Source organism: Brevundimonas goettingensis, assembly GCF_017487405.1.
Lineage (GTDB): Bacteria > Pseudomonadota > Alphaproteobacteria > Caulobacterales > Caulobacteraceae > Brevundimonas > Brevundimonas goettingensis.
Genome location: NZ_CP062222.1, coordinates 2,653,876 through 2,674,562 on the forward strand (window position 1 = coordinate 2,653,876; position 20,687 = coordinate 2,674,562).

A 20,687-nucleotide genomic window follows, 5' to 3' on the forward strand; every position below is an offset into this window, starting at 1 on the left:
TCGAAACCGGAGCGCCACGATGTCCGACGCCGTCACCCCGACCGCCTCATCCCCCTCCGATGAGAGCGATCTCGCCTATCTCAGGCGTCTCGCCGGCGCGGGCCGCGGCGAGCCCGCGCCCTTCCTGCTGTTGATGGCGGTGTTCGGCGGCGCGTATGGGTTCGCGATTGTGGCTATCCTGCTCGGCATCGCCATCGAAGGTTTTCCCGGCCCCGGGACACAGGCAGGTCCGCTGGTTCAGACCCTGAACCTGAGCATCTTCGCCGCCCACCTCCTGTTCCTCGGCGCCCTGATCTGGACGGTGTGGCGGACGTTCGGTCCCCGTCGCGTCCGGCTGAGCCGCGCGGCGACGGCGACCTGGAGCGCGGCCTTCATCGCCATGGTCACCACCGTCGTCGGCTTCCGCATCTTCACTCAGGACCAGCTGCCGACCGACGCCGTCTATGCATCCTATATGCTGCCGCCGGTGCTCCTCACCCTGTGGGGCGCCGCCTGGTGGGTGACGGCCATACTGAACGACCGGCGCTGGCTGCTGCTCGTCGCCGTCGGCAGCTTCGGCGCGGCCATCGCCATGGCGATCATCGGCAATTCCCCGCCGCTTCTGCCCTTGTCCGCCGCCTGTCTGCTGCTGCTCGCCTTCCTGCCTGCCGTCATTCTGATGCGTCAGAGGGCCCGGTGAACGCCCCTTTCGAGGCCGATCCGCTGCTGTCGAACCGAATTCGCACCGGCGTTCTGGCCTATCTGTCCGACCGCGGCGCCGCGGATTTCACTGAATTGGCCGCCGCGCTGGAGCTCGCCAACAACACCCTGTCCAGCCATCTGCAGCGGCTGGAAGGCGCGGGCTACATCGAGCTAGGGCGTGGATTTCTCGGCAGAAAGCCCCGGACACGGATCATTCTGACGCCGACCGGCCGCGCCGCCTGGGCCGCCCATCTGGATCGACTGGGCTGACCAGGATTAGCGTCGCCGTTAATCTCTTATTAACTATATAGTTAAAAGCGTGACCATAAGCGCCTGATTTCACGCACATTTTTCTGGACATATCGGAACAATCCACAGAGCTTGTGGATTAACCATACTGACCCGCTCCAGAAAGAACGGCGGGCAACCGGGGCAGAGGACGCGGTCGGCGTTCCGAGCACTATGCGTTCAGGACCCTACCCATGTTCATCTCTATCGCCAGACCGGCGGTGGAGCCTGTCGGACCCGACACCGTCGCCGTTCCCGGCTCGCCCGCCATCGCCGAACTCTCGCCCCGCGCCCTGCATGCGCGGCTGCTCGAGAACGCCGCGCTGCGACGGCTGCGAGGGCTGGAGCGAAAACACGCCCACCGCGACGACGACGCCCAGTACTGGTTCAGCGCCGCGCCCGCCGCGATCCGCAAGGCCTGCGCCCTGCGCTGCGAGGACCGCAGCTTCGCGCCGATTCCCTAGCGCAGTTCCGGCAGCCGGCGGCGGATCGACTGCATCTGCTTGTCCCAGCGCTGGGAGGCCGTCTTCTTCTGGACCCGGACACGGTGTTCCAGTCCCCCGCCCCAGCGCTCATGGACGGCGGTCGCCAGCGTCGGATGCCGGTCGTGCTGATGCACGATGGGGCTAAAGCTCCCGTCGGGATTGGTCACCCTGCCATCAGACCAGCCCAGGGTCTCCGGCTTCGTCAGGCCCAGGGTGGCGACGCGTCCGTAGTTGGGGCGGATCTCGGCCTCGATCAGACCCATGTGGATCGCCAGGTTGCAGGCCGCCTGATCGGCCCCGAAGGCGCCGCCCAGCTCGGAACGGGGGATGGCGGCCAGCATCATCACCGTGCGGCAGAAGCGGATCATGGCCTCGCGCGGGGCCATGACGGTGCCGACGCAGACGCAAGGCTTGTCGGCGATGGCCTCGGCCAAGTCGTCGCCGGCCAGGGCGCGCAGGTATTTCATGTTGAAGGCGTGGTCGCCAAGGGCCGCGTCCTCGTATTCGACATAGGCCTCAAGTCGCTCGGGCGCAGGCGCGAACGGCGCGGCCTGGAAGATCACGTCACGGACGTCGGTGATCAGGACGCTGGTCACATCGGGCCACTGGCCCAGCAGCCTGTCGAAGGCGGCGAACCGGGCCATGACGGCGTGGGGCTCCCAGCCGCCAAGATGCTGCCGATGGACGGCGATGACGCCGTGCTGATCGAGGAAGGCCTTGAGGTCCGGCCGGTCGTCGACGACCAGGGCCACGGCGCCGTCGAACACGGCCCTCAACGACAGGACGAAGGGAGCGATGTCGGCGGCGTCATAGCCTGTGCCGTAGCCCAGGATGAGGTCGCCCTTTACCGGCGGCAGCGCCGCGTCAGGCTTCAACGCGCGCGCGAGCCAGCCCAAATAGGCCGAGCTCGCGGACGGCAATCCCATCAGGCGTCCATCAGGGCGGAAAACCGGTCGAACAGATAGAGGCTGTCGGTCGGCCCGGGCGAGGCCTCGGGGTGATGCTGGACGCTGAACACCGGACGCCCCTTGAGCTCGATGCCGCAGTTGGTGCCGTCGAACAGGCTGACGTGGGTCTCGGCGACCGCGTCAGGCAGGCTGTCGCGGTCGACGGTGAAGCCGTGGTTCATCGACACGATCTCGACCTTGCCGGTGGTCAGGTCCTTGACCGGATGGTTGGCGCCGTGGTGGCCCTGTTCCATCTTGACGGTCGCGGCGCCGAGCGCGAGGGCCAGCATCTGGTGGCCGAGGCAGATGCCGAAGACCGGCTTGCCGCTCTCGACCAGCTTCCTGATCTCCGGAACGGCGTATTCGCCGGTCGCGGCCGGATCGCCCGGACCGTTGGACAGGACCACGCCGTCGGGATTGCGGGCCAGGATGTCCTCGGCCGAGGTGGTGGCCGGCACCACGGTGATCTTCGCGCCCGTCGAGGCCAGGGCCCGCAGGATGTTGCGCTTCACGCCATAGTCGATGACGACCACATTCTTGCGGCCCTCGGTCTTCGGATGGCCTTCGGGCCAGGCCCACAGGCCTTCGTCCCATTCGAAAGACTGAAGCGTCGAGGCGGGCTTGGCGAGGTCGAGACCGACCAGGCCGGTCCAGGCCTTCGCCTCGGCGACCAGGGCCTCGAGGTCGAACTTTCCTTCCGGATCATGGGCGATGACCGCGTGGGGCGCGCCCTTGTCGCGGATGATCTTGGTCAGGGCGCGGGTGTCGACCCCGGCCAGACCGACGACCCCGCGGCGCTTCATCCAGGCGTCGAAGCTGGCTTCGCTGCGCCAGTTGGCCGGATCGGTCGGCAGGTCGCGGAAGATCGCGCCCCGCGCCGAAGTGTCCGAGCCGCCGCCCAGTTGTTCGATGTCCTCGACGTTTACCCCGGTGTTGCCGATGTGGGGGAAGGTGAAGGCCAGGATCTGACTCATGTAGGACGGGTCGGTCAGGATCTCCTGATAGCCCGTCATGGCCGTGTTGAAGACGACTTCGCCCAGGGCCGTGCCGACGGCGCCGACGCCGATCCCCTGCAGGATGGTTCCGTCGGCCAGAGCGAGGACGCCGGTGCAGCCGGGAAGGAGTTGAGTGGTCATGACCGTTCCTTAGCACCGAATCCCGGCGAGCAAACGGCGGCGTCGATACAGAGACGCGCCCTCAGGGTCAACGCCAGGCCGGACCGAAGGGTTCGTCAGAGCTCCAGCTGGCTGCCGACCGGCGGCTCGCCATAGGCGTTGGAGACCGGATCGCCCCTCTGGGAATACCAGATCAGCAGGAAGATCCAGCCGACGATCGGGAGCAACCAGAACAGGAAATACCAGCCGGACCGGTTGGTGTCGTGCAGCCGCCGGACGCTGACCGAGATCGACGGGATCAGGGAGATCAGGCTGAAGATCGACGTCAGCGGCCCATCGTCGTGGAGGCTCCAGTTCCAACCCGAACCCCAACCCGAGTTCCAGCTCCAGGTCCAGGCGTCGTGGCCCCAATAGTGGCCACTCAGGTCGATCATTCGCCCGCCAAACAGGGTCTCGTCTACCACCCCGAGGATGCCGCTGACCACCAGATAGAAGATCACATAGTACCAGAACTCCTTGCGATCAGACCGGCCCTCGAACTGGGCATAGCGGCTGTAGGCCTTCAAGAAATCCTTCATCGGGGTCTCCGGTCTCGATCCGACGGCAGCCGCCGTCTCGCAGGACGCTAACACGGGTCGGCCAAACTGCCAGTGAAGTCGCCGTAACCTTGGAGGGCGGCTTGACCCGCTACATACTTTGTGTTTCAAAGTTCTTCATAGATGGAGATTGAAATGCCAAACGCCTTGCCCGTCGCGTCCTTTGTCAGCGCCTCCGCCGTCCTGTTCGGGGCCTTCGTCCCGACCGGAACGGTGGCCGCGGCCCAGACGCCTCCCGCCACGCAGCAGGCCGCCGCCCCCGCGGTGCGTCTGGCGACCCAGGTCATCCGCGAGGAGGGTCTGGTCGCCGAATACTTCGCGCCCGTCGCCGCATCGCGGGCCTCTGCCGGCGCGGTGATCGTTCTGGGCGGGTCGGAGGGCGGGCTCAGCGGGTCGCGCGGTCTGGCGCGGCATCTGGCGGATGAGGGCTTCGCGGCCATCGCCGTCTCCTATTTCGGCGAACCCGGTCAGCAGGCGAAGCTGGATCAGGTCCCGATCGAGCCGGTCGGCCGCGCCCTGGCCTGGCTCAAGGCCCGGACCGACATTCGCGGCCCGATCGCCATCATGGGCATCTCCAAGGGCGCCGAACTGGCCCTGCTGATCGCCAGCCGCGAGCCCCGGATCGGCGCCGTCGTCGTGGGCGTGCCGTCCAGCGTGGTCTGGGCCGGGATCGACATGGCCGGCGGGCCGGTCGGTTCGTCCTGGACCGCGAACGGCCAGCCCCTGCCCTATGTCCACTACGACCTCTCCAAGGGCTTCACCGGGGTGTTCAACCTCTACAACGACAGCCTGACCGCCGCGCCGGCCGAGGCGCGCATCCCGGTCGAGAACATCCACGGCCCGGTGATGATGATCTCCGGCCAGGCCGACAGCCTGTGGCCCTCCTCACGCATGGCCGCCGAGGTCGAGGAGCGGCTCAACGACCATCAGTTCGCTTGGCCGGTCGTCAGCATCGCCTATCCCGACGCCGGCCACGCCGCCTTCGGCATCCCCGTGGCGGCCGACGCGCCCGGGCTGGAGCGCGCCACCTACCTCGGCGGCACGGTTCCCGGACTGGTCGCCGCCCGCGCCGACGGCTGGCCCCGCGTGCTGGCCTTCCTCAGGACCGCGCTAAATCCCTGAAGCTCTTGAAGTGTGGCGGGTCCCGGGCCTAGGACCCGCCACATGACCATCACGACCGTAGGCCTCGATGCCGATGACACCCTCTGGCACAACGAGACCATCTTCCGCCTGACGCATGCCCGGTTCGTCGACCTGCTGGACGACCACGGCGACCTCGAAACCATCGAGACCCGGCTGGCCGAAGTCGAGCGCCGCAATCTTCGCCTCTACGGCTACGGGGTGAAGGGTTTCACCCTGTCGATGATCGAGACGGCGATGGAGCTGTGCGACGGCGGCGCCCCGCCCGAGGTGGTGCGCGAGATCCTGGCCGCCGGACGCGAGATGCTGGCCCACCCGGTCGAGACCCTGCCCGGGGTCACCGAGGCCCTGGCCGCCCTGTCGGAGAAGTATCGGCTGGTCCTGATCACCAAGGGCGACCTGATGGATCAGGAGCGCAAGGTCGCCGCCTCGGGCCTCGGCGAACTGTTCGCGGCGGTGGAAATCGTCTCGGAGAAGGATCGCGGCACCTATGACCGCGTCTTCGCCCGCCACGGCACCGGCCCGGCCGAGGCCGTCATGGCCGGCAACTCCATGAAGTCCGACGTCCTGCCGGCGCTGGAGGCGGGCGCCTTCGCCGTCCACATCCCCTATCACGTCACCTGGGCCCACGAACTGGCCGACGCGCCGGAGGGCCATCACCGCTATGGCGCGCTGGAGACTATCGCGGCGCTTCCGGCCTGGATTGCAGAGCGGGCCTGACCTCAGGCGTGAGGTGTGAGTGTCAGTAAACGCACTGACAGACTGCCAAACACTGCCAACGATCACCTTCTTGATCAAAGACTTAGCTTCTCCACCATAATCGACACTGCCAGATTATGCGAAATCGACGCCGCCACAGGCGGATTGGAACGCGGTCACGCGCTATCCTTGTCGAAGAGTGTAACCGTTGTTTAGACGGCGCCAGGTCGAGACGCCTCACATTTCGCCAAGCCACTGTATTTATTTTGTGTTTTTGCGCCTGTGATGCACTGTCGGCGGCCGACATTCCCGCGGGGCCCGGACGTAAACCACGCCGTCGACAATAGAGGGTTGCCCCCCCCCCCCGTCTTTAGACGGGCCGCTTAACCGACAACCTGAACGCCCCCGGCCGCGAATCCACGCGACGCCGGTCGTTCGCGCGAGACCGCCCCATGTCCGAGCATGACGAGAAAGACGCCGCCGTCCGCGCCGCTCTCGCCACGCATGGCGACACGGGCGTCACGCCGCGCCACACCCTGTTCTACTTCTACGGCGAAGGCGACCACGACGACCTGAACGAGGTCGCCCGCCGCGCAGGCTTCATTACGCGCGGACAGGACGAGATGACTGTCCTCGAAACGACCATACCGGTGGACGAGGAGGCCTTCGCCCCCATCTCCGCCATGATGCAATCCTGGGCCGCGGCCTTCCAGCTCGACTATGACGGCTGGGAGTGCGCGGTCGTGACCCACTAGTTCAAGACCAAGAGGCCCAGATGCCCAAGCGTACAGACATCCAGTCGATCCTGATCATCGGCGCCGGCCCCATCGTCATCGGCCAGGCGTGCGAGTTCGACTATTCCGGCGTCCAGGCCTGCAAGGCGCTGAAGGCAGAGGGCTATCGCGTCATCCTGGTCAACTCCAACCCCGCCACGATCATGACCGATCCGGAGCTGGCGGACGCGACCTATATCGAGCCGATCACACCGGAGATGGTCGAGAAGATCATCGCCAAGGAACGGCCCGACGCCCTGCTGCCCACCATGGGCGGCCAGACGGCGCTGAACACCGCCCTGGCGCTGGACGCCTCGGGCGCGCTCAAGAAATACAATGTCGAGATGATCGGCGCGAAGGCCGAGGTCATCGACAAGGCCGAGGACCGCCAGAAATTCCGCGACGCCATGGACAAGCTGGGTCTGGAAAGCCCCCGCTCCAAGGCCGCCCACACGATGGAAGAGGCGCTGGACGGTCTGGAGTTCGTCGGCCTGCCCGCCGTCATCCGTCCGTCGTTCACGCTCGCCGGCACCGGCGGCGGTATCGCCTTCAACCGCGAGGAGTTCGAGGAGATCGTCCTGCGCGGCCTCGACCTGTCGCCGACGACCGAGGTCCTGATCGAGGAGAGCGTCCTCGGCTGGAAGGAATACGAGATGGAGGTCGTCCGCGACACGGCGGACAACTGCATCATCATCTGCTCGATCGAGAACGTCGATCCGATGGGCGTGCACACGGGCGACTCGATCACGGTCGCCCCCGCCCTGACCCTGACCGACAAAGAGTACCAGCGCATGCGCACGGGCTCGATCAATGTCCTGCGCGAGATCGGGGTCGAGACCGGCGGTTCGAACGTCCAGTGGGCGATCAACCCGGCCGACGGCCGCATGGTCGTGATCGAGATGAACCCGCGCGTGTCGCGGTCCTCCGCCCTGGCGTCCAAGGCCACCGGCTTCCCGATCGCCAAGGTCGCGGCCCGTCTGGCCGTGGGCTACACCCTGGACGAGCTGCAGAACGACATCACCCAGGTGACGCCGGCCTCGTTCGAGCCCTCGATCGACTATGTCGTCACCAAGATCCCGCGCTTCGCCTTTGAGAAATATCCGGGCTCGGAGCCCCTGCTCGGCACCTCGATGAAGTCGGTCGGCGAGGTCATGGCCATCGGCCGGACCTTCCAGGAATCGATGCAAAAGGCGCTGCGCGGCCTCGAGACCGGCCTGTCCGGCTTCGACGAGATCGAGATCGAGGGCGCCGACGCCCTGGGCGATGAAGGCTCGATCCGCGCCGCCGTCGTGCGCGCCCTGGGCCAACCGACGCCCGACCGTATTCGCGTCATCGCCCAGGCCTTCCGCCACGGCCTGACGGTCGAGGAGGTCCACGCCGCCTGTTCCTACGAGCCCTGGTTCCTGCGCCAGATCGCCGACATCGTGCGCGAGGAGGGTCACGTCAGGGTCAAGGGCCTGCCGACCGACGCCGCCGACTTCCGCAAGCTGAAGGCCAAGGGCTTCTCCGACGCCCGCCTCGGCCAGCTGACCGGCCAGAGCGAAGCCGACGTTCGCACGGCGCGCCGCGACCTGTCGGTCCGCCCGGTGTTCAAGCGCATCGACACCTGCGCCGCCGAATTCGCCTCGGCGACCGCCTATATGTATTCGACCTATGAGACCGGCGCCCTGGGCCAGATTCCCGAGTGCGAAGCCGAGCCGTCGGACAAGCGCAAGGCGATCATTCTTGGCGGCGGTCCGAACCGGATCGGTCAGGGCATCGAGTTCGACTACTGCTGCTGCCACGCGGCGTTCGCCTTCGCCGACATCGGCGTCGAGTCGATCATGGTCAACTGCAACCCCGAGACGGTCTCCACCGACTACGACACCTCCGACCGCCTGTATTTCGAGCCGCTGACGGCCGAGGACGTGCTGGAGCTGATCGAGGTCGAACGGTCGAAGGGCGAGCTGATCGGCTGCGTCGTCCAGTTCGGCGGCCAGACCCCGCTGAAGCTGGCCCATGCCCTGCACGCCGACGGGGTGCCGATCCTGGGCACGACGCTCGACTCGATCGACCTGGCCGAGGACCGCGAGCGCTTCCAGCAGATGCTGAACGACATCGGCCTGAAGCAGCCGCCGAACGGCCTGGCCCGCTCGCACGAGGAAGCCGCCGCCGAGGCCGACCGCGTCGGCTATCCGGTCGTGCTGCGCCCCTCCTATGTGCTGGGCGGACGCGGCATGATGATCGTTCACGACCGCGAGGGTCTGGACCGCTACGTCGGCGAGGCCATGCGCGTCTCGGGCAATGATCCCGTCCTGATCGACCACTATCTGAACCGCGCCACCGAGGTGGACGTCGATGCCCTGTGCGACGACGAGACCGTCTTCGTCGCGGGCGTTCTGGAGCATATCGAGGAAGCCGGCGTCCACTCGGGCGACAGCGCCTGTTCGATGCCGCCGTGGTCGCTGTCGCCGGCCGTCGTCGCCGAGCTGAAGCGCCAGACCGAGGCCATGGCCCGGGCGCTCAAGGTGCGCGGCCTGATGAACGTCCAGTTCGCGATCGAGGAGCCGCACTCCGAGAACCCGCGCATCTTCGTGCTGGAAGTGAACCCGCGCGCCTCGCGCACCGCGCCGTTCGTGGCCAAGACCATCGGCCTGCCCGTCGCCGCCATCGCCGCCAAGGTGATGGCCGGGGTCCCGCTCAAGTCCTTCGGCCTGACCGACAAGCCCTATGACCATATCGCGGTCAAGGAAGCGGTCTTCCCGTTCGCCCGCTTCGCCGGGGTCGACATCATCCTGGGGCCCGAAATGCGTTCGACCGGCGAGGTCATGGGTCTGGACTGGAAACGCGAAGGCGAGGCCGACATGGCCCCCGCCTTCGCCCGCGCCTTCGCCAAATCCCAGATCGGCGGCGGCACCACCCTGCCGACGGCGGGCTGCGCCTTCGTGTCGGTCAAGGACGACGACAAGCCCTTCATCACCGAGGCCGTCGCGGCCTTGATCTCGCAAGGGTTCAAGATCATCGCGACGGGCGGCACGGCGACCTGGCTCGCCGAGCAGGGCCTGGCCGTGACCCCGGTCAAGAAGGTGCTGGAAGGCCGCCCGAACATCGTCGATGCGATGAAGAACGGCGAGGTCCAGCTGGTCTTCAACACCACCGACGGCAAACAGGCCCTGCAGGACAGCTTCAGCCTGCGCCGCACCGCCCTGATGATGAAGATCCCCTATTACACCACCGCCGCCGGGGCGCTCGCCGCGTCACAGGCCATCGGGGCCATCAAGGCCGGCGAACTGGATGTGAAGGCGATCCAGGCCTACTGATCGACCGATCAGGGAGATGTTCCAATGACCGACGCCGTGCCGGACGAGAAGGGCCCCTTCTATCACGGCACGCGCGCCGATCTCGGCGTCGACGACGAACTGGCCGTCGGCTGGAGCTCGAACTACGGCTCGGGTCAGGCCGGATCGTGGATTTATTTCTCGGGCACGCTGGAGGCCGCGATCTGGGGCGCCGAACTGGCGGCCGGCGACGGCCGTCAGCGTATCTATGTCGTGGAGCCGACCGGCGACTGGACCGACGACCCGAACCTGACCGACAAGAAATTCCCCGGCAATCCGACGCGGTCCTACCGCTCGCGCCAGCCCTTGCGGATCGTCGGCGAGATCACCGACTGGACTCCGCATCCGCCGGAACAGCTCGCCGCCATGAAGGCCCACATCGCCCGGCTCAAGGCCGAGGGGATCGAGGCGATCGACTGAGACGGGACGCGGTCAAAGTCCCGCCGAGAGACTTCGAATCCGCGTCAGAACATCGGCCTCGACCGCCGCGGTCGTCGGGCGCACGGCGCGCCGATACGCCGGGTCGTAGTGCTGATCGATCAGCTCGCCCACGAGGGTCTCAAGGTCGCCGGCGGCGGCGAGGTCGCGCCAGCGGCTGACGGTCGCTTTCGAGAGGTGGCGTGCCAGGCGGCTGAGGATGGCGTCCAGCCGCCCGGCATCGGCGGCGAGGTCGGCGTAGTCCGTCAGGATTCGCGCGACACGGCGCTCCGGAGGCGGGTCCAGCAGGAACGAGGGCGCGGCCTGCATCGCGGTCCACAGCGAGGGCGGCAGGGTGACGGCGCCGATGCGGCTGCTCTCCGCCTCGACGACCACCGGCCGGGCAGGGTCCACATCGGCGAGCGCGGCGTACAATCGGGTCTCGAACAGCTTCTGCGACGGCTGGGGGCCGAACGCGCCGAACAGGGAGCCGCGATGCCCGGCCAGAAATTCCAGATCCAGCGTCTGGACGCCGTCGGCCGACAGCCGGGCCAGCAGCTCGGTCTTGCCCGCTCCCGTGGGGCCGTCAATCAGGGTCAGCCGGCACCGCAGCGAGGTCTCATATAGCGCCCGCACCACCTGCCGCCGCCAGGTCTGGTAGCCGCCGTATACCACGGTCACGCCCCAGCCGACCTGATCCAGAATGGTCGCCATCGCTCCCGACCTCTGGCCGCCGCGCCAGCAGTAGATCAATGGCCGGAAGCTTCCGTCGAAAGCCGACAGCGGGCCTTCCAGATGCCGGGCGATGTTGCGTGCCACCAGGGCCGCGCCGCGACGGCGGGCGAGGAATTTGGAACCCTGTACATATTCGGTCCCAACCTCGGCGCGCTCGGCGTCGTCCAGCACCGGCAGGTTGATCGCGCCCGGCAGATGGTCGAGCGCGAACTCCGACGGGCTGCGGACGTCGAGGATCGCCGAATAGGCCGCCAGGTCGGCGGGGCCGAGATCGACCGTGCGCTGGATCAAAGGATGCGCACACGGGCGGGGCCCGCCGCCACCTGGCCGACCACCGCAGCCTGATCGAAGCCGTCGGCCCGCACGCATTCGATCACCGCTTCGAAGTCATCGGCCCCGACGGCGATCAGCAGGCCGCCGGAGGTCTGGGGGTCCGTCATGAGGTCGCGACGCCAGTCCTCATAGCCCTCGGGCAACTCCACGTCCGCGCCGTAGGCGGCCCAGTTGCGCATCGACGCCCCGGTGCGCACGCCGGCCCTGATGAGATCGACCACACCCGGCAGGAGTGCAGGCGCGTCAGGCCAGAGGTCGATGGACGCCCCCGACCCGCGCGCCATCTCGAGGGCGTGGCCCATGAGGCCGAAGCCGGTGACGTCCGTCATGGCATGAACGCCGTCCATCCCGGCCAACCGGGCGCCGACGGTATTCAGCCGGGTCGTCGAGGCGATCATCGCAGCATAGCCCTCTGCCTCCAGCCGCCCCTGCTTGTAGGCTGCGCTGAGCACGCCCACGCCCAGCGGCTTTGTCAGGATCAGATAATCCCCCGGCCGAGCCCCCCGGTTTGTCAGGACCCTGTCGGGATGGACCAGCCCCAGGGCGACCAGGCCATAGATCGGCTCCACGCTGTCGATCGAATGGCCGCCCGCGATCGGCACGCCCGCCGCCGCGCAGACCGCCGCCCCGCCCTGCAGAACCTTGCCGATGGTCTCGACCGACAGGACGTTGACCGGCATCCCGACAAGCGCGAGGGCGAAGATGGGGGTCCCGCCCATGGCATAGACGTCCGACAGGGCGTTGGTCGCCGCGATCCGGCCGAAGTCGAAAGGGTCGTCGACAACAGGCATGAAGAAGTCGGTAGTGGCGACCAGGGCCTGATGGTCGTTCAGTCGCCAGACCGCCGCGTCGTCCGAACTCTCGGTACCGACCATCAGGTCAGCGAACGGCGCCGCCACCGGCATGGATTTCAGCATCTCGGCCAGGACGCCCGGCGCGATCTTGCAACCGCACCCGCCTCCGTGGGCGAGCGAGGTCAGGCGCGGTTCCGGGAGAGACATCAGATCCCCTCGCCCGCCTCGCGGTCGTCGGCCTCGTCGCGGCCGGCGACGATGCGGGTGGCGCCGAGGTCGGCGGTGACGTTGCCGATGGTGCGGAAGATGTCGGGCACGACCTCGACCGCCAGCAGCAGGGGCAGGACGCCGATGGGCAGGCCCATGGCCAGGCAGATGGGGCCGATGGCGGCGAAGAAGCTGACCTGACCGGGCAGGCCGACGGAGGCGACCGAGACGGCGATGGCGGTCAGCCCGCCGGCGACCAGGGCGCCGAGGCTGAGATGCACCCCGTACAGCTGGGCCACATAGAGGCAGACGGCCAGATTGGCGACCGGGCTGGTCAGGCGAAAGACGGCGACGGCCAGCGGCAGGACCAGACCGGCGGAGGCCGAGGAGACGCCCAGCGTATCGCGGGCCCGCTCGACCATCACCGGCAGGCTGGCCAGCGACGACTGGGTCGAGAAGGCCACGACCTGGGCCGGGGCGACGGCCCCCGCGAACCGACGCAGACCGATCCGCCCGAAGGCGAGGACGCCCAGATAGACCAGGATGATCACCCCGATCTGGCTCAGGCAGACGATGGCGATGTAGTGGCCCAGCACCCCCGCCGCCCCGACGCCGGCGCGCAGGCCGACGCCAAGCGCGAGTGCGAAGACCCCGAAGGGCGCGGCCAGCAGCACCCAGTGGACGATGACCACCATGGCCTCGGCCGTGGCCTCGAAGAAGGCCGAAAGCGGCTGGCGCAGACGGCTCTCAAGCCGGGTCGCGGCGAAGCCGAAGGCGATGGCGAAGACCACGACGCCCAAGACCCCGTCCTCGGCCGCGGCCTTGATCAGGTTGGAGGGAGCCAGGCTGTTCAGGAAGGCCTGCAGCCCGTCGGTGCGCGCCGCCTCGCCGACGGTCGCGGCCGTGTCGGCGGGAATGCCCGCCAGAAGGGCGCGGCCCGCCTCGGGGTCGATGGGCCACAGGTTGAGCAGGCCGAGGCCGGCGACGATGGCGTAGACGGTCGCGCCCACCAGCATGATCGTGAACACAAGCAGCGCCTTGGCCGCCAGCCGCCCGGTCGAGGCCGCATCTGCGATGGAGACGATCCCGGTCACCAGCATGGCGAAGACCAGGGGGATGACGGTGATCCGGAGCGCGTTCAGCCAGACCCCGCCCAGGGGCTCGATGGCGGTGACGATCCGCTCGACCCCGGAGCCCTGGGACAGGGCGCCGACGGCCAGTCCGAGCACGAGGGCGACGACCACCCAGAGGCTGAGGGAGGTGAAAAGGGTGCGGAGGCGCGATGAGCTCATTCGACAGGCTTAGCACTCCCGCGACGGGAAGCCACCCGCCGACGGTTGTTCGGGGTCTTTCGCGCGGCCAAGCTCATGGTAGGGTTCAGAAATGCGCCTTTCGACCGTCGTTATCGCCGCCGTCGCCGCCCTGATTTCGGGAAGCGCGCTCGCGCGCGGGGCGATGGCGCAAACCGCAGGAACCGCCGACGCCGCGCCGACGGGCCGGACCTGGGCCAACCCTGTCGATCTCGACTACAAATACAGTTTCGAGCAGACGCACGAAGGCATCAGCTACCGCACCGGCGGCGACCCGACGATCGTCCTGCACCGCGACCGCTATTACCTGTTCCAGACCGGGGGCGACGGCTACTGGACCTCGCGCAATCTGCTCGACTGGACCTATGTGACGCCCGACCGCTGGCCCTTCGGCGCCGGGGTCGCGCCCGCCGCCGTCTCGGACGACGACGGTCTGTATCTGATGCAGTCCTCGACCGAGCCGAAGCCGATGCTGGTCAGCATCGATCCGACCCGCGCCGTTTGGGACTATCTGACCCGGGTGATGCCACCGATCCCGGGCGCCGTGGCCAAGGGACAGACACCGTCGGCGGGCCAGATTCCCGCCGGTCCCTGGGCCCCCGACCTGTTCATCGACGACGACGGCAAATGGTACGTCTACTGGGGCTCGTCCGACAGCGCGCCCCTGTTCGGCTCGGAGATCAATCCGGTGTCGCCGATGGAGTGGATCGACACCCCGCGCCCCCTCCTCACCCTCGATCCCGACCGTCACGGCTGGGAGCGGTTCGGCCAGGATCATTCCGGCGGCCTGCCTGACGGAACCCCGGTCCGCCCCTTCCTGGAAGGCGCCGCGATGACGATGATCGGCGGGCGATATTACCTCCAGTACGCCGCGCCGGGGACGGGGTACAACGCCTCCGCCACCGGCCTCTATACGGGCGCCTCGCCGCTCGGGCCTTTCGAATACGCGCCCTGGAGCCCGATCAGCTACAAGCCCGGCGGCTTCGTCAGTGGCGCGGGCCAGGGCGCGACCTTCGCGGACCGCTACGGCAATCTGTGGAACGCGGGTACGTCCTGGGTGGGACTGAACTGGAGCTTCGAGCGGCGCATCGCCCTCTATCCCGGCGGCATGCATCCGGACGGCCAGATGTGGTTCTCCAGCCGCTTCGGCGACTTCCCCCAGCGGGCGCCGGATGGGCCGGTCACCGACCCCGACAGCCTGTTCACCGGCTGGATGCCCCTGTCCTATCGCGCCAGGGCGACCGCCTCCTCGACGCTGGACGACTTCGCCGCCGACCGCGCCACGGACGAGGATCCGCGCACCTTCTGGGTCGCGGCCAACACCAATGCCGGCCAGACCCTGACTCTCGACCTCGGCGCGCTGAAGACGGTGCAGGCGGTTCAGGTCAATTTCGCAGACTACAAGGCGGGCATCTTCTCCGAACTGCCGGGCCTGAGGACCCGGTTCCGCATCCTGTGGTCGGCCGACGGCGAGGACTGGTCGACCTTCGCCAGCCGGATGAACGCCGAGCGCGACAGCCCCAACGCCTATGTCCAGGGCGAGCGGCCGGTCCGCGCCCGCTATATCCGCTATGAGCATGGCGAGGCGCCGGGCGCCCATCTGGCCATCGCCGACCTGCGCGTCTTCGGCACGGCGACCGGCCCGGCTCCGGCCGCTCCGGCCAATCTGACGGTCAAGCGCGGCGAGGATCAGAGGAACGCCATCGTCACCTTCGACGCGGTCCCCAATCCGACCGGCGGCCGCATCCTGGGCTACAACATCCGCTGGGGCGTGAAGCGCGACAGGCTGCACTCGACCTATCAGGTCTGGGCCGACGACCTGGCGGCGCGCGGCGGCTCGGTCGAGATCCGGGCGCTGAACGCCGGGGTGGACTACGCCTTCGCCGTCGAGGCCTTCGGCGACACCGGCGTCTCGCCGCTGAGCGTCGTGCTCGACGTGCCCGGCGCGGCGGGCACGGTGCGCGAGCCCGATCCGCCGGTGACCGGCCTGCCGCAACCCGGCGATCCGGGCCCTCCGCCGGCGACCGGCACGGTCGTGACCCGGATCCCGCCCGTCTACATCAGCGGCGCCCCGCCGGTGACCGGCGCCCCCCTGCCCGCGACCGGGGCCGCCGCCGCCCCGACGACGACACCGACGACGGCCCCCGCGACGACCCCGCCTGCTTCTCCCTCCGACGCTCCCAAACCCAAGGACGACTGATGCGCGCACTGATCCCGACGACCGCGGCCCTCCTGCTCCTGGCCGCCGGAAGCGCGGCGAGCGCCCAGACGGCGGCTCCGGCCGCGCCGGACAGCGCGCTCAAGCAGTCGATCCTTGCGGACTATGACGCCCGGCTGGCCGCCGTCTTCGACGACTTCCACCGCAACCCCGAACTGTCGGGCATGGAGACCCGCACCTCGGCCCGGATGGCGGAACTGCTGACCGGCCTCGGCTATGAGGTCACCACCGGCGTCGGCGGTACGGGCGTGGTCGCGGTGCTGCGCAACGGCGAGGGCCCCACCGTTCTGATCCGCGCCGACATGGACGGCCTGCCGCTGCAGGAGGCCTCGGGCCTGCCCAACGCCTCGACCGCCCGTCAGGTCGATTCCGACGGCAAGGAAAAGCCGGTCATGCACGCCTGCGGCCATGATGTGCACATCACCGCTCTGGTCGGCACGGCGCGCCAGTTGATGGACCGCAAGGACGACTGGTCCGGCACCCTGATCCTGATCGCCCAGCCGGCCGAGGAGCGAATCTTCGGGGCCCGGGCCATGGTCAATGACGGCCTGTATTCCCGCTTCCCCAAGCCCGACTACGCCCTGGCCTTCCACGTCGACGCCCAGATGGCCGAGGGCCAGGTCTCGGTGCCGCTGGGCATCCATTCATCCAGCTCTGACGGGGTGGAGATTGTGGTTCACGGCGTCGGGACCCACGGCGCCTATCCGCACCTGGGCGTCGATCCGATCCTGGTCGCCTCGTCCATCGTGATGAACCTGCAGAGCCTGCGCAGCCGCACCGTCAATCCGCTGGAAGGGGCGGTGGTCACGGTCGGGTCGATCCACGGCGGCATCAAGAACAACATCATCTCCGACCGGGTCGACATGCAGTTGACGGTCCGCGCCGACAGTCCCGAGGTCCGCACCCTGCTGCTGGACGGTATCGACCGGGTGTCGCGCGGCACGGCCGAGGCGCTGGGTGTGCCCGAGAACCTGCTGCCCACCGTCACCCGCTCGACGCTGGAGACGACGCCGGCCACCATCAACGACGGACCCACCGCCCAGCGCGTCCGCGACGCCATCGCCGCCGCCATGGGGCCGAACGTCCTGAACGACGAACCCCGCGCCGGCATGGGCGCCGAGGACTTCGCCTATTTCGTCACCCCCGAGAGCGGGGTGAAGGGCGTCTATTTCGATGTCGGCGGCACCCCGGCGGCCGAGGTCGAGACCGCCGCCGGCCACCACTCGCCCCTGTTCAAGATCGACGCCAAGCCCTCGGTCACCACCGGCGTCGAGGCCATGACCGTCGCGGCCCTGGCCCTGCTGGCGAAGACGTGACCCTCCGCCACAGCCTCTGAAGCGATACGGGCCTGAACCGATACCGGTCAGGGCCGTTTGATCCGGGCAACCGGAGTGAATGTCATGGCCCTGTCCCGTATCGCCACCGTCGTTGGCGGCCTGCTTTTGTCGAAGGGCGGACGCCGGTTCGCCGGCCGTCATGCAGGCAAGCTGGCCCTCGCCACCCTGGCGTTCGAGCTGTTCCAGCAGCACCGGAACAAGACGGTGTCGCGGGGTGCGCGGGGTGGCCCCGCCGGCGCCCGGCCGCAGAGCCGCACCCGCTGGAGCGGTCGACGCGTCTGACCGCGCAAGCCCCTTGCCCTCCCCGGCGTCAACCGGCCTAGTGTGCTGAAAACAGCGGTCACTCCGCCGGGAAAACGCGCCATGATCACCGTCCATCACCTGAACAACTCCCGCTCCCAGCGCGTCCTGTGGCTGCTGGAGGAGCTGGGCGCGCCCTATGAGGTCAAGCGCTATGAGCGGAGCGCCGCGACCATGCTGGCCCCGCCCGAGCTGCGCGCCATCCACCCGCTCGGCAAGTCCCCGGTGATCGAGGAGAACGGCGTCGTCACCGCCGAGACCGGCGCCATCATCGAACAGATCCTGGCTTCCCATCCCGGCAACGCCCTGACCCCGCCGGCCGGCAGCGAGGCGGCGCGGCGCGTGACCTACTGGCTGCACTATGCCGAAGGCTCGGCCATGACGCCCCTGCTGCTCAAACTGGTGTTCGGCGCCCTGCCCAAACGCTCGCCCGGTCTCGTTCGTCCCTTGGTGAACGCCATCTCCGGCAAGGCCCAGTCCAGCTTCATCGACCCGCAGATCGCGGCCCACAGCGCCTATTGGGAAGGCGAGCTGTCCAAGGCCGCCTGGTTCGCGGGCGACCAGTTCACCGCCGCCGACATCATGATGAGCTTCCCGCTGGAGGCCTGTTCGGCGCGCGCGCCCTTTGGTCAGGACAAGCCGCATTGCCGCGCCTTCCTGGAGCGGATCCACAGCCGCCCGGCCTATCAGCGGGCGCTGGAGCGCGGCGGGCCGTACGCCTACGCCTGAAAACGGGGTCACAAGGCCGTGCGGGAGAAGTGATCGGAACCGCACCGCAACCGCCTCGGCGCGGAGGCGTTAACCGGCCTATGCAGATCCAGACCGTTCAGATCGTCACCGGCCTTTTGGCCGCCATCGCCTTCGTCATCGCCTTCATCTCGGCTGGCGCGGCGATCATCTCCTCGGTATTCGCCCTGATCGGGGCATGCGCCCTGGCTTGGTTGGTCTATACGATCGCCAAGCGCATGCTCCTGCACCGGAGCGAGCGGAACGCGACCCCGACCGCCTGACCCCTGCGGCATAACGAGGGTCGCCGCGGCGACTTGAGTTTCGACGTCAGGCGCCCTAATCTCTTTGGCCGGTCGCGCGCGCCCAGCGACTGCAGCCCACACCGCATTCTCTCTCACTGTCCTCCCTCCGGATTTCCGGGCGAAAAAGAAACTCCTGATTCATATGGAAAAAGTGCCGATGACGGCCGAGGGCTACCGCACCCTCGACGAGCAGCTCAAGCAATTGAAGTCGGTGGAACGGCCCAGCGTCATCGCGGCCATTTCCGAGGCCCGTGAACACGGCGACCTGTCGGAAAACGCCGAATATCACGCCGCCAAGGAGCGCCAGGGCTGGATCGAAGGCTCGATCGCCGAGATCGAGGACAAGATCAGCCGCGCCCAGGTCATCGACGTGACCAAGCTTTCGGGCTCTCAGGTGAAATTCGGAGCCACGGTCACCGTGGTCGACGAGGACACCGAGGAAGAAGGCCGCTACCAGATCGTCGGCGAACACGAGGCCGACGTGAAGAAGGGCAAGATCAGCATCTCCTCGCCGATCGCCCGCGCCATGATCTCCAAGGAGATCGGCGACGTGGTCGAGGTCAACACGCCCGGGGGCGTGAAGGCCTATGAAATCCTCAAGGTCGAGTGGAAGTAACCCACCCCTTGCGGATCTGGGTCGTCTCTGACGGCCGTGCAGGAATCGAGAATCAGGCGCTGGGCCTCGCCGAGGCGATCCAGCGCCTGACCGCTGCCGAAATCACCACCAAACGCATCCGCTGGCGTCCGGCCTTCGACAGGCTGCCGTCGGCGTTGAAGCTTCCGGCCATGCTGGACCCGGCGTCCGACGTCCCCTTCCCCGCTGAACACGAAGCCTGGCCCGACCTGTGGATCGCCACGGGCCGCGCCACCCTCCCCCTGTCGCTGGCGGTGCGCCGCCGCTCGGGCGGCAAGACCTTCGTGGTCCAGACCCAGGACCCGCGCCTGTCGCCCGCGCGCTTCGACATGGTGGTGGCTCCGGCCCACGACGGGCTGTCGGGCGATACGGTGTTCGAGATCGTCGGTTCGCCCCACCGGATCACCCCGCAGCGGATCGCCGACGCCGCCCCCGCCTTCGCCGCCGAAATAGATCCTCTGCCCCATCCCCGCGTCGCGGTGCTGATAGGCGGAAAGTCCAAGGCGTTTGACCTGACCGAGGCCCATGCGGCCGATCTGGCCGACCGGATCGCGGGCGCCATCACGGCGGCGAACGGCTCCCTGATGCTGACCTTCTCGCGCCGCACGCCCGAGGCGGCGAAGGCGGCGATGACAGCGCGGCTGTCGGCCCTGTCTGGTCTGATCTGGGATAGCGAGGGGCCGAACCCCTTCTTCGCCTTCCTGAACGCCGCCGACCACATCCTGGTTACCGAGGACAGCGCCAACATGGCCGCCGAGGCCGCCTCGACGGGCAAACCGGTCCACATTCTGCCGATGGGCGCGCTGAAGCCCGCAGGCAAGTTCGCGCGGCTGCATGCTGACCTAGAGGCCCACGGCGCGACGCGGCCGTTCGACGGCACGCTGGAGGACTGGAACTATCCGCCCCTGGCCGAGACCGACCGGGCGGCGAAGGCCGTGCTCGAGGCCATGCGGACCCGCTGATCCGCCCGAACCCGTGATCGGGCGTCAATCGCCGCCGCCGCCACCGTCCCCGCCGCCGTCCGAACCGCCGTCATGGCCGCCGTGACTGTGGCCGTGATGACCGTGCCCGTGCCCGTGATGGCCATGATCGGTGTGGCGAGAACTGGAGAAATCGCCCTGAAAGACGCCGTCGCCCGAGCCGCCGCCATCGCGGCCCTGCCCCGGCTTGAGGGTCGCCAGCCAGTCGATCACGAGAGCCAGGGCGACGCCCGCGAGCACCCCGCCGATGATGCCGAAGGCCAGATGCCCGGTCCACATCCCGACCATGGCCCCGACGATGAGGCCGATCAGGACGCCGACGCCCAGAAAACTGCGGTTGGGCATGCCCT

At 68.3% G+C, this 20,687-nt stretch carries 22 protein-coding genes; 15 read left to right on the top strand and 7 right to left on the bottom strand.

What is annotated here, in order from left to right:
* Positions 1-19 precede the first annotated feature (19 nt).
* From IFJ75_RS12875 to IFJ75_RS12885, 3 genes are all read left to right on the top strand, one after another.
* Positions 20-679, top strand: a complete 660-nt coding sequence (locus IFJ75_RS12875) for a hypothetical protein (RefSeq protein ID WP_207868586.1) — start codon at positions 20-22, stop codon at positions 677-679.
* Complete coding sequence (locus IFJ75_RS12880; protein WP_207868587.1) at positions 676-951, top strand: transcriptional regulator; 276 nt, start codon at positions 676-678, stop codon at positions 949-951. The genes IFJ75_RS12875 and IFJ75_RS12880 overlap by 4 nt, the downstream gene beginning before the upstream one ends.
* A gap of 212 nt (positions 952-1,163) precedes the next feature.
* A complete protein-coding gene (locus IFJ75_RS12885; protein WP_207868588.1) occupies positions 1,164-1,433 on the top strand; it encodes a hypothetical protein in 270 nt (89 codons plus the stop codon).
* Here IFJ75_RS12885 and IFJ75_RS12890 read toward each other — a convergent pair.
* From IFJ75_RS12890 to IFJ75_RS12900, 3 genes are all read right to left on the bottom strand, one after another.
* Positions 1,430-2,329, bottom strand: coding sequence for a hypothetical protein (locus IFJ75_RS12890; RefSeq protein ID WP_225896811.1), 900 nt, complete (start codon positions 2,327-2,329; stop codon positions 1,430-1,432). The genes IFJ75_RS12885 and IFJ75_RS12890 overlap by 4 nt on opposite strands.
* 50 nt (positions 2,330-2,379) lie before the next feature.
* Positions 2,380-3,537 carry a glutamine-hydrolyzing carbamoyl-phosphate synthase small subunit gene (gene carA, locus IFJ75_RS12895; RefSeq protein ID WP_207868590.1) on the bottom strand — a complete coding sequence of 386 codons (1,158 nt, stop codon included), beginning with the start codon at positions 3,535-3,537 and terminating at the stop codon, positions 2,380-2,382.
* Positions 3,538-3,632: 95 nt separating this feature from the next.
* Positions 3,633-4,094, bottom strand: coding sequence for a DUF805 domain-containing protein (locus IFJ75_RS12900; protein ID WP_207868591.1), 462 nt, complete (start codon positions 4,092-4,094; stop codon positions 3,633-3,635).
* 153 nt (positions 4,095-4,247) lie between these two features.
* Between IFJ75_RS12900 and IFJ75_RS12905 the strand changes: the two genes are divergently transcribed.
* The 5 genes from IFJ75_RS12905 to arr all read left to right on the top strand — a co-directional run bounded on the left by IFJ75_RS12905 (position 4,248) and on the right by arr (position 10,461).
* Positions 4,248-5,234, top strand: a complete 987-nt coding sequence (locus IFJ75_RS12905; protein WP_207868592.1) for an acyl-CoA thioester hydrolase/BAAT C-terminal domain-containing protein — start codon at positions 4,248-4,250, stop codon at positions 5,232-5,234.
* A 42-nt stretch (positions 5,235-5,276) separates the two neighbouring features.
* A complete protein-coding gene (locus IFJ75_RS12910) occupies positions 5,277-5,972 on the top strand; it encodes an HAD family hydrolase (RefSeq protein ID WP_207868593.1) in 696 nt (231 codons plus the stop codon).
* 431 nt (positions 5,973-6,403) lie between these two features.
* Positions 6,404-6,706, top strand: coding sequence for a hypothetical protein (locus tag IFJ75_RS12915; RefSeq protein WP_207868594.1), 303 nt, complete (start codon positions 6,404-6,406; stop codon positions 6,704-6,706).
* 20 nt (positions 6,707-6,726) lie between these two features.
* On the top strand, positions 6,727-10,023 hold the full coding sequence (gene carB, locus IFJ75_RS12920) for a carbamoyl-phosphate synthase large subunit (RefSeq protein ID WP_207868595.1): 3,297 nt from the start codon (positions 6,727-6,729) through the stop codon (positions 10,021-10,023).
* Between the two features lie 24 nt (positions 10,024-10,047).
* Positions 10,048-10,461, top strand: a complete 414-nt coding sequence (gene arr / locus IFJ75_RS12925; protein ID WP_207868596.1) for an NAD(+)--rifampin ADP-ribosyltransferase — start codon at positions 10,048-10,050, stop codon at positions 10,459-10,461.
* A gap of 12 nt (positions 10,462-10,473) precedes the next feature.
* On the opposite strand, the gene mnmH is transcribed toward arr, so the two are convergent.
* The 3 genes from mnmH to IFJ75_RS12940 are packed head-to-tail and all read right to left on the bottom strand — an operon-like array spanning position 10,474 to position 13,819.
* On the bottom strand, positions 10,474-11,484 hold the full coding sequence (gene mnmH / locus IFJ75_RS12930) for a tRNA 2-selenouridine(34) synthase MnmH (RefSeq protein ID WP_225896812.1): 1,011 nt from the start codon (positions 11,482-11,484) through the stop codon (positions 10,474-10,476).
* Positions 11,481-12,527, bottom strand: a complete 1,047-nt coding sequence (selD, locus tag IFJ75_RS12935; protein WP_207868598.1) for a selenide, water dikinase SelD — start codon at positions 12,525-12,527, stop codon at positions 11,481-11,483. The genes mnmH and selD overlap by 4 nt, the downstream gene beginning before the upstream one ends.
* Positions 12,527-13,819, bottom strand: coding sequence for a dicarboxylate/amino acid:cation symporter (locus IFJ75_RS12940; RefSeq protein WP_207868599.1), 1,293 nt, complete (start codon positions 13,817-13,819; stop codon positions 12,527-12,529). The genes selD and IFJ75_RS12940 overlap by 1 nt, the downstream gene beginning before the upstream one ends.
* A gap of 91 nt (positions 13,820-13,910) precedes the next feature.
* Here IFJ75_RS12940 and IFJ75_RS12945 point away from each other — a divergent pair, with 91 nt between their 5' ends.
* From IFJ75_RS12945 to IFJ75_RS12975, 7 genes are all read left to right on the top strand, one after another.
* Complete coding sequence (locus tag IFJ75_RS12945; RefSeq protein WP_207868600.1) at positions 13,911-16,037, top strand: discoidin domain-containing protein; 2,127 nt, start codon at positions 13,911-13,913, stop codon at positions 16,035-16,037.
* Positions 16,037-17,371, top strand: coding sequence for an amidohydrolase (locus IFJ75_RS12950; protein WP_207868601.1), 1,335 nt, complete (start codon positions 16,037-16,039; stop codon positions 17,369-17,371). The genes IFJ75_RS12945 and IFJ75_RS12950 overlap by 1 nt, the downstream gene beginning before the upstream one ends.
* Before the next feature lie 84 nt (positions 17,372-17,455).
* Positions 17,456-17,674: a cysteine protease gene (locus tag IFJ75_RS12955; protein ID WP_207868602.1), complete on the top strand. Its 219-nt coding sequence runs from the start codon at positions 17,456-17,458 to the stop codon at positions 17,672-17,674.
* A gap of 81 nt (positions 17,675-17,755) precedes the next feature.
* Entirely contained in the window at positions 17,756-18,421 is a 666-nt protein-coding gene (locus tag IFJ75_RS12960; RefSeq protein ID WP_207868603.1) for a glutathione S-transferase, read from the top strand.
* Positions 18,422-18,501: 80 nt separating this feature from the next.
* Positions 18,502-18,702 carry a hypothetical protein gene (locus IFJ75_RS12965; RefSeq protein WP_207868604.1) on the top strand — a complete coding sequence of 67 codons (201 nt, stop codon included), beginning with the start codon at positions 18,502-18,504 and terminating at the stop codon, positions 18,700-18,702.
* Between the two features lie 163 nt (positions 18,703-18,865).
* On the top strand, positions 18,866-19,339 hold the full coding sequence (gene greA / locus IFJ75_RS12970; protein WP_207868605.1) for a transcription elongation factor GreA: 474 nt from the start codon (positions 18,866-18,868) through the stop codon (positions 19,337-19,339).
* Positions 19,340-19,347: 8 nt separating this feature from the next.
* Positions 19,348-20,319, top strand: coding sequence for a mitochondrial fission ELM1 family protein (locus tag IFJ75_RS12975; protein WP_225896813.1), 972 nt, complete (start codon positions 19,348-19,350; stop codon positions 20,317-20,319).
* A gap of 24 nt (positions 20,320-20,343) precedes the next feature.
* Here the strand turns inward: IFJ75_RS12975 and IFJ75_RS12980 are convergent, their stop codons facing one another.
* Positions 20,344-20,682, bottom strand: a complete 339-nt coding sequence (locus IFJ75_RS12980; RefSeq protein ID WP_207868607.1) for a hypothetical protein — start codon at positions 20,680-20,682, stop codon at positions 20,344-20,346.
* Positions 20,683-20,687: the final 5 nt, after the last annotated feature.